Source organism: Paracidovorax wautersii (assembly GCF_031453675.1).
Taxonomy (GTDB): domain Bacteria; phylum Pseudomonadota; class Gammaproteobacteria; order Burkholderiales; family Burkholderiaceae_C; genus Paracidovorax.
This window is the reverse complement of sequence record NZ_JAVIZX010000001.1, coordinates 2,962,030-2,974,191: the sequence shown is the minus strand read 5'-3', so window position 1 is coordinate 2,974,191 and position 12,162 is coordinate 2,962,030. Positions and strand designations below refer to the sequence as shown.

Below are 12,162 nucleotides of genomic sequence, written 5' to 3'. Positions count from 1 at the left end.
CCGTGTGGCCTGCGCGGGGTTCAGTAATCGACCGGCAGGGGGGCGAGGGACCGCCAAATATACCAACTCGCCACGCTGCACCAGGGCTTCCAGGCCTCGGCGACCTCGCGGGCGTCGCTGCGGCTCACGGGATCGCCCGAGAAGTAGTGCTGGCTGATGCCATTGATCAAGGTGGCGTCGTCCAGGGGCAGCACGTTCGGGCGGGCCAGATGGAAGATGAGGAACATGTCCGCCGTCCAGCGGCCGATGCCGCGGATGGCCACCAGCTCGGCAGCAATGGCCTCGTCGTCCATGGACTCCCAGTCCTTGACGTGCAGCCGGCCGGTGTCGAAGTGCAGCGCCAGGTCGACCAGGTAGTCCACCTTGCGGGCCGACAGGCCGGCGGCGCGCATGTCGTCCACCTTCAGCTTGAGCACATTGGCCGGGGTCATGCTGCGGGGGAGCGCGGCGAACTGGTCCCACACCTTCTGCGCGGAAGCGACCGACACCTGCTGGCCGACGATGCTGCGGGCCAGGGTGGTGAACGCATCGCCGCGCGGCGCCAGGGCCACGTCGCCCAGCTGGGGAATCAGCCGCTTCATGACGCGGTCCTTCTTGACCAGGTGCTTGCAGGCCTCGGCCCAGTAAGCAGGCGCGGTCAGCTGCGGCGCTGCGTCCGCTATCTTTTTAGTAGCTGCCACCGCTTATCCCACCTGCGCCAGAGGTCGATTTGATTCAAATCCTGTCACTGCGCGGCCTCCCAGGCCGTGCCGGCAGCGGAGTCCTTCAGCACGATGCCCTGCGCCAGCAGCTCCTGGCGGATGCGATCGGCCTCGGCGAAGTTCTTGGCCGCCTTGGCAGCGGCACGGGCGGCGATCTGCGCCTGGATGGCGGCCTCGTCCAGCCCGGCGCCCGCCTTCAGAAACGCCTGCGGATCGCCTTGCAGGAGGCCCAGGCAGCCGGCGAGCGCCTTCAGCAGGCCGGCCGTCTGCGCCGAGCGCGTGCGGTTGACCTCGCCCGCCAGTTCGAACAGCACGGCGATCGCCTCGGGCGTGCCGAAATCCTCGTCCATGGCCGCCTTGAAGCGCGCGGCGTGCGGCTGGCTCCAGTCGATGGCGCCCACCTTGTCTGGCGTGACCAGGCTCAGCGCGGTGTACAGCCGCTTGAGCGCGGCGCGCGCGTCGTCCAGGTGGGCGTCGCTGTAGTTGAGCGCGCTGCGGTAGTGGGCGCGCACGATGAAGAAGCGTACCGTTTCGGCGTCGTACTTGGCCAGCACGTCGCGGATGGTGAAGAAGTTGCCGAGCGACTTGCTCATCTTCTCGTTGTCCACGCGCACGAAGCCGTTGTGCACCCAGAAGTGGGCCAGCGGCTTGCCGTGCGCACCCTCGCTCTGGGCGATTTCGTTCTCGTGGTGCGGGAACTGCAGGTCCGCGCCGCCGCCATGGATGTCGAAGCTTTCGCCGAGCGTGGCGCAGCTCATGGCCGAGCACTCGATGTGCCAGCCCGGGCGGCCCACGCCGAAGGGACTTTCCCACTTGGCTTCCGGCGGCTCCTCGGGCTTGGCGGACTTCCACAGCACGAAGTCGAGCGGATCGTCCTTGCCCTCCAGCACGGCCACGCGCTCGCCGGCACGCAGTTCGTCCAGCGACTTGCCCGACAGCTTGCCGTAGCCGGGGAACTTGCGCACCGCGTAGTTCATGTCGCCGCTGCTGCCCTGGTAGGCCAGGCCCTTCTCCTGCAGCGTGCCGATCAGCGCCAGCATCTGCGGCACGTATTCGGTGGCGCGCGGCTCCACGGAGGGGGGCTCGATGCCCAGGGCGCCGATGTCCTGGTGCATGGCCGCGATCATCTCGTCCGTCAGCTGGCGGATGGTGATGCCGCGCTCCACCGCGCGCTTGATGATCTTGTCGTCGATGTCGGTGATGTTGCGCACGTACGTAACGCGCAGGCCGCTGCTCTTGAGCCAGCGCTGGACCACGTCGAACGCCATCATCATGCGGGCGTGGCCGATGTGGCACAGGTCATAGATGGTCATGCCGCATACATACATGCGCACATGGCCCGGCTCCAGCGGAGAAAAATCCTCCAACGCACGCGACAGCGTGTTGTAGATACGCAAACTCATGGAATGTCAGTCAGGCTCGGGTGGGTGCAGCCGGCGGCCGGAATGCCCCGCGGGAGGGGCCGGCGCCTGGGGGAAAGGGTCTTGCGCAGCCTGTGGCGCCGCGCGTGTTCAGGAGCGGCGACAGCGTACCGGCATGACAAACCCCTCAGCTACAATCGCCGCAGTATAAGCGCCCGTTACGGCTTGACACCGTACCAACCTTCCAGCACGCCACATGACGCACGCACGCCGCACCCTTCCCTATCTTCTGCGACTGCTCGCACTGTCGGCCCTGTTGGGCGCCCCGCTCGTCCACGCGGACGACTACGCCGACATCACCCAGTTGCTGAAGTCTGGCAAGGCGGCCGAAGCGCTGCAGAAGGCGGACCAGCGCCTGGCCGCCAACCCGCGCGACCCGCAGCTGCGTTTCCTGCGCGGCGTGGCACAGGCCGACTCGGGGAAGCAGTCCGACGCGATCGCCACCTTCACCAAGCTGACGGAAGAGTATCCGGAGCTGCCCGAGCCCTACAACAACCTCGCGGTGCTGTACGCCAACCAGAACCAGCTGGACAAGGCGCGTACGGCGCTCGAGATGGCGATCCGCACCAACCCTAGCTACTCCACCGCGCACGAGAACCTGGGCGACATCTACGCCAAGCTCGCCAGCCAGGCCTACAACAAGGCCTTGCAGCTCGACGCCTCCAATGCCACGACGCTGCGCCCCAAGCTTGCGCTGATCCGCGACCTGTTCTCCACCGGCCCGAAGGCGGCCGGCACGAACGTCGCAGCAGCACCGGCCGCGGCAACGTCCACGCGTACGGCTGCTGCGCCGGCTCCCGCGCCCAAGGCTGCTCCAGCTCCGGCTCCGGCCGCAGCACCCGCCCCCGCACCTGCAGTCCCCCCGGCACCGGCGCCTGCTCCCACGCCCGCCCCAGCTCCCGCTCCGGCGACCGCACCGACTCCCGCGCCTGCTCCTGCAGCGGCCAGCGCCAGCGCTGCTGCCGAGAAGGACGTGGAGCAAGCGGTCCGCGCCTGGGCCACGGCCTGGGAAAGCCAGGACATGTCCGGCTACCTGGGCGCCTACGACAAGAGCTTCAACCCGGGGGGCAAGCAGACGCGCGCCGCCTGGGAGAAAGAGCGCCGCGATCGCATCGTCGGCCGCGCCAAGATCAATGTCACGGTCAACGATCTGCGCGTGAGCGTCGACGGGAACAAGGCGCAGGCGCGCTTCCGCCAGGGCTACAGCTCCGGCAGCTACAACGTGACCAGCCGCAAGACGCTGGATCTCGTCAACAACGGCGGCCGCTGGACGATCGTGCGCGAGGCCACGGGCGGTTGATGGCACACCGAATCGCGGGCCTGCAGGTGCCCGCCGTACGCAATCATGGCCCGGCCGGCTCCGCCCGCCAGGGCCTTGACCGGGCTTCCTGACCGCGCATGTCCGTGGGATTGTTCAACTGGAGCCGCGCGGTTGCGGCGGGTGTGGCGCTGTCGTTGCTGGCATCCCCCTGGGCCGTGCACGCGCAGGGCGAGAAGACCCGCAACCTCGCCAAGACCAAGCGCCAGGCCCCAGCCAAGGCACCTCCCCGCCCTGCCCCGCTGCGCGACGGCCAGGCCGAGCAGCGTCTGATGGAAGTCTACCGCCTCACAGGCGAAGGCAAGACCCGCGAGGCGCTGGCCAAGGCCGAGTCCCTGGCGCGGGAGCACCCCAACTTCCAGCTGGCGCAGTTGGCGCTCGGCGACCTGCTGGCCGCCCGCGTCCGCCCGCTCAAGCAGCTGGGAGATGTACCCACGCAGAACGATGCGCCGCCACCGGCCGGCGCCAGCGACGTGCTGGCCGAGCTGCGGGCCGAGTCGCGCCAGCGTACGGACGCACTGCGCGTGAGGCCCCATGCCCGCGCGATTCCGGCGCAGTTCCTGGAGCTGTCGCCCCGCTCGCGCCATGCCATCGCCGTGGACGCCTCGCGCTCGCGCCTGTACCTGTTCGAGAACACCGCCAACGGTCTGGAGCTGATCGCCGACTACTACTCGTCGGTCGGCAAGCTCGGCATCGAGAAGTTCGTCGAAGGCGACCAGCGCACGCCGCTGGGCGTGTACTACATCACCAGCCGGCTCGATCCCGCCACGCTCAAGGATTTCTACGGCGCCGGGGCTCTGCCCATCAACTACCCGAACCCGCTGGATGTAAGCCGCGGCAAGACGGGCAGCGGCATCTGGCTGCACGGCACGCCCCCGGACCAGTTCTCGCGCGCGCCGCTGGCCACCGACGGCTGCCTGGCGCTGGCCAACCCCGACCTGGAGCGCATCCTGCGCACCGTCGAGCCGCGCACCACGCCGGTGGTGATCGCCAAGCAGCTGCAGTGGGTGCAGCCGCAGAGCGTGCAGGCGGACCGCAAGGCCTTCGAGGCGGTGCTGGATGGATGGCGCGCAGCCAAGTCGCAGGGCGACATGAAGCGGCTGCTGGCCTTCTACGCCCCCGACTTCCAGAGCTACAAGAGCCTGCCCCTGGCCCAGTGGACCTCGACGCTGGAAGCCGAAACCCGCGCGCTGGGTGGCCGGGAACTACACCTCAAGGACAAGTCTTACCTGCGCTGGACGGACTCTGCAGAGACCATGGTGGTAACGTTCGGCGAAGTGGCCGAAGGTGCGCGCACCGGCCCGGTCAAACGCCAGTACTGGATCCGCAAGGGCAAGCAGTGGCAGATATTCTTCGAAGGAGTGATTGGATGATTTCCAAACGAAAAACAACGCTGGCGCTTGCCAGCATTGGGCTTGCAGCTATCTTCTCCGTAGCAGGCGTGCAAGCCCAGGAGGCTACCCCCAAGGTCAGGCTCTCCACAACGCTCGGCGACATCGTCGTGCAGCTCGACCCGGCCAAGGCGCCCAAGACGGTGGACAACTTCCTGGCGTATGTGAAGGACAAGCACTACGACGGCACGGTGTTCCACCGCGTCATCGACGGCTTCATGATCCAGGGCGGCGGCTTCACGGCCGACATGCAGCAAAAGCCCACGAAGACGCCGATCCCGCTGGAGGCCAGCAACGGCCTGAAGAACGACAAGTACACCATCGCCATGGCGCGCACGGCCAACCCGAATTCGGCCACCTCGCAGTTCTTCATCAATGTGAAGGACAACGCCATGCTCAACGCGCCCAACCCCGATGGCTACGGCTATGCCGTCTTCGGCAAGGTCGTGTCCGGCACGGAGGTGGTCGACAAGATCAAGGCCGTGGCCACCGGCAACAAGGGTCCGCACCAGAATGTGCCGACCACTCCCGTCACCATCACCTCGGCCACCCTGGTGAAGTGATCTCTCCTCCGAACGTGTTCTGAAAGGACCCTCCATGAGCAACCCGCAAGTCGAACTCCACATCGCCGGCCACGGCGTCATCACGCTGGAACTGGACGCCGAGAAGGCACCGAAGTCCACCGAGAACTTCCTCGCCTACGTGAAGAAGGGCCACTACGACAACACCATCTTCCACCGCGTGATCCCCGGCTTCATGGTCCAGGGCGGCGGCTTCGAGCCCGGCATGAACCAGAAGGGCACGGACGCCCCCATCCAGAACGAAGCCAACAACGGCCTGAAGAACGCCAACTACACCGTGGCCATGGCCCGCACCAGCGACCCGCACTCGGCCACGGCGCAGTTCTTCATCAACGTCGCCGACAACGGCTTCCTGAACCACACCGCACCGTCCGCACAGGGCTGGGGCTATGCCGTGTTCGGCAAGGTGGTCAAGGGCACGGAAATCGTGGACGCCATCAAGGGCGTCAAGACCGGCCGCAAGGGCTTCCATGACGACGTGCCCAAGGACGACGTCATCATCGAAAAGGCCGTGGTGGTCTGATTCCCCCTGAGTCGCTTCGCGCCCTCCCCCAATGGGGACGACGCCCGCAGCCCGGCACATCCGCCGGTTCTGCGGCGTCTGCTGGCGTGGCTTGCTCCGCGGCCTTTCCATCCGAGCGCCGCGCGGGTGAGAGGCCACAGGCCGGGCGCGAACGCACTCCCACTCCCGCATTGTCATGAGCATGCTCGCGCCAGACGTCCGAGAGTTCGTCGCACCCGCCGGCTGGCGCACGGTGGACTTCGTTTCCGATCTGCACCTGGAAGCCGAGCAGCCCGCCACGGTGGAGGCCTTTACCGGCTACCTCCACGACACACCCGCGGACGCCGTCTTCCTGCTCGGTGACCTCTTCGAGGTCTGGGTGGGAGACGATGCCCTCCAGGAACCCGGCAGTTTCGAGCAGTCGATCACGGCAGTGCTGCGCCGTGCGGCATCGCGCATCCCCTTGTATTTCATGCATGGCAACCGCGATTTCCTCGTGGGTGCCGGCTTCACCGCCGCCACCGGCATCCCGGTACTGGACGACCCCACCGTGCTCGTGTTCGCCGGCCAGCGCTGGCTGCTCAGCCACGGCGATGCGCTGTGCCTGGACGATGTGGAATACCAGAAATTCCGTGCCGTGGCGCGCAACCCGCAGTGGCAGGCGCAGCTGCTCACCCGTACGCTGGCCGAACGCCGCGCACAAGGCCGCAGCGTGCGCGCCGAGAGCGAGGCGCGCAAACAGTCCGGCACGGGCTTCTATGGCGACGTGGACACCGCCGCCGCGCTGCAGTGGCTGCAGGCTGCAGAAGCCCCCGCGCTGATCCACGGCCACACGCATCTGCCCGCCGACCATACGCTGGGCGAGGCGGGCGGCACCGCTTTGACCCGGCACGTACTCACCGACTGGGACTTGGCCGCACAGCCTCCGCGGGCTGGCGCGCTGCGTCTCACCGCGGCGGGCTTGGAACGCATCAGCCTCGTCCCCAGATAGCGGCATGGCCCCTGCCTCCGCCCTCACCCGCCTGCTGCACAAACTCTCCCGCCGCGTGCGATCGACGATCGCACCCGTACCCGACATTCCCGCCACGCTGTGGCTGCAGACGCTGTCACGCCACCGTTTTCTCGCGGACCTGCCGCTGCACGACCAGGCCAAGCTCCGGGCCCTGAGCGCATTGTTCCTGCAGCGCAAGGAATTCACCGGCGCCCACGGGCTGGAAGTGACCGACGCCATGGCCGTGGCCATCGCCGCGCAGGCCTGCCTGCCGTTGCTGCACTGGGGCGAACCGGCCGAGGCACTGGCCTGGTACGACGACTTCGTGGGCATCGTCGTCCACCCCGGCGAGGCCGTGGCGCGCCGGCAGGCCGTGGACGAGGCCGGCGTGGTGCACGACTACGACGAAGTGCTGCTGGGCGAGGCCATGGAACGCGGCCCGGTCATGCTGAGCTGGCCCGCGGTGGACGGCGCCGGGCGCCCTGTGGCCGACGAGGCGACGGGCAGCGGAACGAGCGTGGTGGTGCACGAGTTCGTGCACAAGCTGGACATGCGCAACGGCGGCGCCGACGGCTTTCCCCCGCTGCCGGCCGGCTTCCTGGGCGCGCGAGACGCCCGGGGCGCGCGCGCGCAGTGGGCTGCCGCCTGGGAGCCCGCCTACGAGGCCTTCCGCGAACGCGTCATCATCGCCGAGCGCTTCGGCGGCGAATGGCCCTGGCTGGATGCCTACGGCGCCACCGCACCGGCCGAGTTCTTCGCGGTGGCCTGCGAGGCCTACTTCGTCAGCCGCGAGCGCTTTGCGCAGGAGTTTCCCACGCTGGCGCCGCTGCTGGACGCCTTCTTCCGCCGCCCTGCCTGACCGGCGCCCGCCAGAGGGACGGCCGTCGCGCCCAGTCGCAGACGCCGCGGGCTGGCCCCAGGCATCGGCGCCTGCCGATCCCTCAGAACGTATTTACGATCTCAGGCCACCGCCGTCCGGTAAGCCACGCCGTCCCGCCCCGGGTCGGCCCCGCCGTGCAAGCGCCCATCCGCACCGATCTGCACCCCGTGCACCCAGCCAATGGTGTAGTTGTAGGGGTTGCGGAAGACCTCGTAGCCGTCGGCCTGCAGCGTGCGCGTGACGTGGCGCGGAATGCGGTTGCACACGTCGATGGAATTGCTGGTGGACGAGAAGCGCGGCGCTGAGACCGCCTCCTGCATGCCCATGCCGTGGTCGATCATGTTCAGCAGCACCTGCAGCACGCCCATGGCGATCTGCGTGCCGCCCGGCGCGCCCAGCACGATCTCGGGCCGGCCCTCCTTGCAGAACACGATGCTCGGGCACGACGATGTGAAGCGGCTCTTGCCCGGCTGGATGCTGCCCGCGCGGCCCGGACGCGGGTCGAACACGCCCATGCAGCCGTTGTAGAAGAAGCCCATGCCGGGCGTGATCACGCCCGACGGCATGGCCAGCGAGTGCGTCATCGACACGCAGTTGCCGTCACCGTCCACCACGCTCAGGTGCGTGGTGTCGCGCGGTACCGGGGCGCCCGGGTTCACGCGCTCCACCCGGAAGCGTTCGCCGGCGCGGATGGCGGCGGCCACGCGTGCGGCGCCGTCCTTGGACAGCAGTTCGTCCAGCGGCACCTGCACGAAGGCCGGATCGCCGATGTGGCGGTCCTTGTCGATCGTGGCCTTCTTCATGGCCTCGCTGAGCAGGCGCAGGTAGGCAGGCCCGTTGTGCTCCATCTCCGCGAGTGGAAACTGCTCCAGGATGTTCAGCATCTGCAGCAGCATGGCGCCGCCCCCCGGCGGCTGGTTGGTGGTGACCATGCGGCCGCGGTAGCTGCCCACGAGCGGCGCCACGCGGCGCACCGCGTAGCGCTGCAAATCCTCCAGCGAGAGCAGGCCGCCCAGCGACTGCACATGCGCCACCATGCGGCGCGCCAGCTCGCCTTCATAGAACGGGGCAATGCCTTCCTGCGCCACCTGTTCCAGCACGGCGGCCATGCCGGGGTTGGCGAGCGGCGTGCCGATGGGCTTGGGCGATCCGTCCGGCCGGCAGTAGAGCGCACGGCCTTCGTCGCTGTGGCGCAGGCGGTCGAGGTTGCTCACGCGGCCCATGCTGGGCTCGTCGATCCAGAAGGCGTGCATGCCGGGCCGCACGAAGAAGCCCTCCCGCGCCCAGGCGATGGCAGGGGCCACCACCTCCTTCCACGGCAGGCGGCCGTGCGCGCGGTGCAGGGCCTCCAGGCCCTTGAGCGTGGCCGGCGTGGCGATGGATTGCGGGCCGATGTCATTGACGCGCCCCTTCAGGATGAAGCCGAAGCCGTCCTTAGTCTCGCCTTCGAGCAGGTCGGCCCACATGGCCTCGCGGCAGGCGAGCGGGGCCGGCGCATGGAAGTCGAAATACTCATGGGCTGCGGGGCCGCCGGCGCCCTGCATGTACACGGCCGCCGTGCCGAAGCCGGCAATGCCGCACATCAGCGGGTCCACGACGGTCTGGGCCAGCGCGGTGGCCACGGCCGCATCGGCGGCATTGCCGCCGGCGCGCAGGATCTCGATGCCCGACTCGGCCGCCTCGGGCTGCGCGCAGGACACCATGGCTTCTTTGGAGTGCATGGAAGGTTCTTTCAGGAAAGGGAAGCGCCCCGCTGCAGCCAAGGGTGGCACGGGCGGGGCCAAGGCCACAGGAAGGGAGCGGCAAGGAGGGGCCGGCGCACCGGCCTCCGCTCACTTGCCGCTCAGGTTCAGCGTGTTCAGCGTCGGACCCCAGGCCTGGGTGTCGCGGCGCGTCACCTCCATCAGCTGGCTGGCCGGGCCGGCCATGGGGATGGCGTTCATGGAGCGCAGCTTGGCCTGTACCTCGGCGCTGGCGTGGAAGGCGCGCGTGCCTTCATGCAGCTTGGCGATGATCGCGGGCGGCGTGCCGGCCTTGGCGACGATGCCGCTCCAGCCCATGGTGTCGAAGTCTTTTACGCCCAACTCGTTGGCGGCGGGCACGTCGGGCAGTTCGGCCAGGCGCGAAGGGGCCAGCACGACCAGCGGCACCACCTTGCGGTTCTTGATGTGCGGCAGCACGGTGCCGGCCACCGGGGCCATCACCTGCGTCTGGCCGCCGATGGTGGCCATCAGGCCGTCGGGCTCGCCCTTGAAGGGTACGTGCGTCATGGCAATGCCCAGCTTCTTCTGCAGCAGCTCCACCGCCAGCTGCGTGGAGTTGCCCAGCCCCGACGAGGAGAAGTTCAGCTCGCCCGGGTGCGCCTTGGCGTACTTCACCAGGTCATCCAGCGACTTGAAACCTGTCTCGGGGTTGGCGACCAGCACGAAGGGCACGGTGCTGAGCATGCCCACGCCGGTGAAGTCCTTCTCGGGGTCGTACGGCAGCGGCTTGTAGACGAACTTGTTGAGCACCATCTGCGACACCCCTCCGAACATCAGCGTGTAGCCGTCGGCGGGCTGGCCCAGCACCTGCTGCGCCGCGATGATGCCGCCCGCGCCGGGCTTGTTCTCCACCACGATGTTCGCGCCCAATGCCTTGCCGGCGTGCTCGGCCCACAGCCGCGCGACGGTGTCGGAGCTGCCGCCGGCCTGCTGCGACACCACCAGGCGGATGGGGCGGGTGCCGGGATAGCCGGCTGCAGCGTCCTGCGCGGCCACCGGCGCGCTGCCCAGGGCCCATGCCAGGGCGGTGGCCGCCAAGCCGGCCAGATAAGAAGTTTTGTTCATAGTCTGCGGGTCTCCAGAGGATCGATGGACGAACGGCCGGGGGCGATGCCGGCTCCTGCAACGATTATTCGGAGCCCGGCCGCCGCGCACCAGCGAATTCGCCCGATGGATCCATTAGCATTCACTCATGTCTTACGAACACGTGGCCTGGGCCCGGCGGCTGAAGGTGAAGCACCTGGAGTCGTTCCTGGTGCTGGACGAGGCCGGCACGCTGACCGAAGCGGCCGTGCGCATGCACATGACGCAGTCGGCCATGTCGCACTGGCTGGCCGACCTGGAGGAGCTGGTGGGGATGCCCCTGGTGACGCGCGGGCGGCGCATCCAGCTCACGCCCGCCGGGGTCATCATGAAGCGGCTGGCCGTGGGCGTGCTGGGCGATATCTCGCGCACGCAGGCCGAGCTGAGCGCGGTGGCCGAGGGCCGCAGCGCGCGCCTGCACATCGGCAGCGTCTGGGCCGGCGTGGCGCGTGGCGTGCCGCAGGCGCTGGCGCAGTTCCAGGCGCTGCATCCGTACATCTCGGTCACCGTGTCGGAGAGCCCGTTCGGCAACCTGCTGGAGGGGCTGGAGAACCGGCAGCTCGATGTGGTCGTGGGCTCGCTGGACTCGCGGGCCTACCAGGCGCGGCTGGAGCACCGCGAACTGTTCGAGGACAACGTCTGCCTGGTGGTGGGCCGCGCCAGCCGCTTCTGGGACACGGCCGGCCCGGTGCGCCTGGCGGACCTGCTGCAGGAGAACTGGATCATGCCGCCCAAGGGCACGCTGATGCGCTCGCAGCTGGACACCGCCCTGCTGGACAGCGGCGCCTCCTGGCTGCTGCCCAAGGTGGAGACGGCCGCCATCACCACGCTGCAGGCCCTGGTGCACCAGGGCGACTACGTGGGCGTGTGCTCGGAGGCCATGGCCGAGTACCAGGCGGGCCTGGGCAGCCTGCGCATCCTGCCGCTGGACCGCACCATCCGCTTCGGGCCGGTGGGCGTGGTCTGGAGCCGCGACCACCCGTCCGAGGCCGTGCGGCTCTTCGTGGACCACATCACGCAGGCCACGGCCGCCCCGGCCCCGGGCAGCGTCACAGCCCCAGGTCGCTGAGGGATGCGTGGTCGTCCGGGCGGCGGCCCAGCGGCCAGTGGAACAAGCGATCGGCCTCGGGGATGGGCAGGTCGTTGATGCAGGCGAAGCGCCGCTGCATCAATCCCTGGGCGTTGAACTCCCAGTTCTCGTTGCCGTACGAGCGGTACCAGTTGCCCGAATCGTCGTGCCATTCGTAGGCGAAGCGCACGCCGATGCGGTCGCCGCCGAAAGCCCACAGTTCCTTGATCAAACGGTAGTCCAGCTCGCGCCCCCACTTGCGGCGCAGCAGCTCGCGCACGGCATCGCGGCCCACGGGAAAGTCCACGCGGTTGCGCCAGCGCGTGTCCTCGGTATAGACCTGGGCCACGCGGTCGGGGTCGCGGCTGTTCCAGGCGTCTTCGGCCATGCGGACCTTGAGCAGGGCGGTGGCTTCGGTGAAGGGAGGGACGAGAGGGGTCGAGGTCATGGCAGCGGGCCTTT

12 protein-coding genes are annotated in these 12,162 nt (G+C 68.7%); 7 read left to right on the top strand and 5 right to left on the bottom strand.

Features of this window, described 5'->3' with window-relative positions; translation table 11 throughout:
* Positions 1-20 precede the first annotated feature (20 nt).
* Together QE399_RS13460 and cysS are read right to left on the bottom strand one after the other, a co-directional pair.
* Complete coding sequence (locus QE399_RS13460; RefSeq protein ID WP_309829287.1) at positions 21-680, bottom strand: DNA-3-methyladenine glycosylase family protein; 660 nt, start codon at positions 678-680, stop codon at positions 21-23.
* 44 nt (positions 681-724) lie between these two features.
* Positions 725-2,104 (bottom strand): cysteine--tRNA ligase, encoded by a 1,380-nt coding sequence (gene cysS, locus QE399_RS13455; protein WP_309829286.1) that lies wholly within the window; start codon positions 2,102-2,104, stop codon positions 725-727.
* 214 nt (positions 2,105-2,318) lie between these two features.
* Between cysS and QE399_RS13450 the strand changes: the two genes are divergently transcribed.
* The 6 genes from QE399_RS13450 to QE399_RS13425 all read left to right on the top strand — a co-directional run bounded on the left by QE399_RS13450 (position 2,319) and on the right by QE399_RS13425 (position 7,764).
* Entirely contained in the window at positions 2,319-3,422 is a 1,104-nt protein-coding gene (locus QE399_RS13450; protein WP_309829285.1) for a YybH family protein, read from the top strand.
* A gap of 98 nt (positions 3,423-3,520) precedes the next feature.
* Complete coding sequence (locus QE399_RS13445; protein WP_309829284.1) at positions 3,521-4,813, top strand: L,D-transpeptidase family protein; 1,293 nt, start codon at positions 3,521-3,523, stop codon at positions 4,811-4,813.
* Positions 4,810-5,394, top strand: a complete 585-nt coding sequence (locus QE399_RS13440) for a peptidylprolyl isomerase (protein ID WP_309829283.1) — start codon at positions 4,810-4,812, stop codon at positions 5,392-5,394. Before QE399_RS13445 ends, QE399_RS13440 begins: the two co-directional genes overlap by 4 nt.
* 34 nt (positions 5,395-5,428) lie before the next feature.
* Complete coding sequence (locus QE399_RS13435; protein ID WP_309829282.1) at positions 5,429-5,935, top strand: peptidylprolyl isomerase; 507 nt, start codon at positions 5,429-5,431, stop codon at positions 5,933-5,935.
* A gap of 175 nt (positions 5,936-6,110) precedes the next feature.
* A complete protein-coding gene (locus QE399_RS13430) occupies positions 6,111-6,905 on the top strand; it encodes a UDP-2,3-diacylglucosamine diphosphatase (RefSeq protein WP_309829281.1) in 795 nt (264 codons plus the stop codon).
* A 4-nt stretch (positions 6,906-6,909) separates the two neighbouring features.
* Complete coding sequence (locus tag QE399_RS13425; protein WP_309829280.1) at positions 6,910-7,764, top strand: M90 family metallopeptidase; 855 nt, start codon at positions 6,910-6,912, stop codon at positions 7,762-7,764.
* A 101-nt stretch (positions 7,765-7,865) separates the two neighbouring features.
* Here QE399_RS13425 and ggt read toward each other — a convergent pair whose 3' ends face one another.
* Positions 7,866-9,506 carry a gamma-glutamyltransferase gene (gene ggt, locus QE399_RS13420; RefSeq protein WP_309829279.1) on the bottom strand — a complete coding sequence of 547 codons (1,641 nt, stop codon included), beginning with the start codon at positions 9,504-9,506 and terminating at the stop codon, positions 7,866-7,868.
* A 111-nt stretch (positions 9,507-9,617) separates the two neighbouring features.
* Entirely contained in the window at positions 9,618-10,613 is a 996-nt protein-coding gene (locus tag QE399_RS13415) for a Bug family tripartite tricarboxylate transporter substrate binding protein (RefSeq protein WP_309829278.1), read from the bottom strand.
* 127 nt (positions 10,614-10,740) lie between these two features.
* On the opposite strand from QE399_RS13415, the gene QE399_RS13410 reads away from it, so the two are divergent.
* On the top strand, positions 10,741-11,700 hold the full coding sequence (locus tag QE399_RS13410) for a LysR family transcriptional regulator (protein WP_309829277.1): 960 nt from the start codon (positions 10,741-10,743) through the stop codon (positions 11,698-11,700).
* Here the strand turns inward: QE399_RS13410 and QE399_RS13405 are convergent.
* A complete protein-coding gene (locus QE399_RS13405; RefSeq protein ID WP_309829276.1) occupies positions 11,681-12,148 on the bottom strand; it encodes a nuclear transport factor 2 family protein in 468 nt (155 codons plus the stop codon). The two genes, QE399_RS13410 and QE399_RS13405, sit on opposite strands and share 20 nt — an antisense overlap.
* Positions 12,149-12,162 lie beyond the last annotated feature (14 nt).

Excerpts from the sequence above, each read along its gene's own strand:
- QE399_RS13415 (WP_309829278.1), bottom strand. The coding sequence starts at position 10,613 with ATGAACAAAACTTCTTATCTGGCCGGCTTGGCGGCCACCGCCCTGGCA.
- ggt (WP_309829279.1), bottom strand. The coding sequence starts at position 9,506 with ATGCACTCCAAAGAAGCCATGGTGTCCTGCGCGCAGCCCGAGGCGGCC.
- QE399_RS13430 (WP_309829281.1), top strand. The coding sequence starts at position 6,111 with ATGAGCATGCTCGCGCCAGACGTCCGAGAGTTCGTCGCACCCGCCGGC.
- QE399_RS13450 (WP_309829285.1), top strand. The coding sequence starts at position 2,319 with ATGACGCACGCACGCCGCACCCTTCCCTATCTTCTGCGACTGCTCGCA.
- QE399_RS13440 (WP_309829283.1), top strand. The coding sequence starts at position 4,810 with ATGATTTCCAAACGAAAAACAACGCTGGCGCTTGCCAGCATTGGGCTT.
- QE399_RS13410 (WP_309829277.1), top strand. The coding sequence starts at position 10,741 with ATGTCTTACGAACACGTGGCCTGGGCCCGGCGGCTGAAGGTGAAGCAC.
- QE399_RS13435 (WP_309829282.1), top strand. The coding sequence starts at position 5,429 with ATGAGCAACCCGCAAGTCGAACTCCACATCGCCGGCCACGGCGTCATC.
- QE399_RS13405 (WP_309829276.1), bottom strand. The coding sequence starts at position 12,148 with ATGACCTCGACCCCTCTCGTCCCTCCCTTCACCGAAGCCACCGCCCTG.
- QE399_RS13445 (WP_309829284.1), top strand. The coding sequence starts at position 3,521 with ATGTCCGTGGGATTGTTCAACTGGAGCCGCGCGGTTGCGGCGGGTGTG.
- cysS (WP_309829286.1), bottom strand. The coding sequence starts at position 2,104 with ATGAGTTTGCGTATCTACAACACGCTGTCGCGTGCGTTGGAGGATTTT.
- QE399_RS13425 (WP_309829280.1), top strand. The coding sequence starts at position 6,910 with ATGGCCCCTGCCTCCGCCCTCACCCGCCTGCTGCACAAACTCTCCCGC.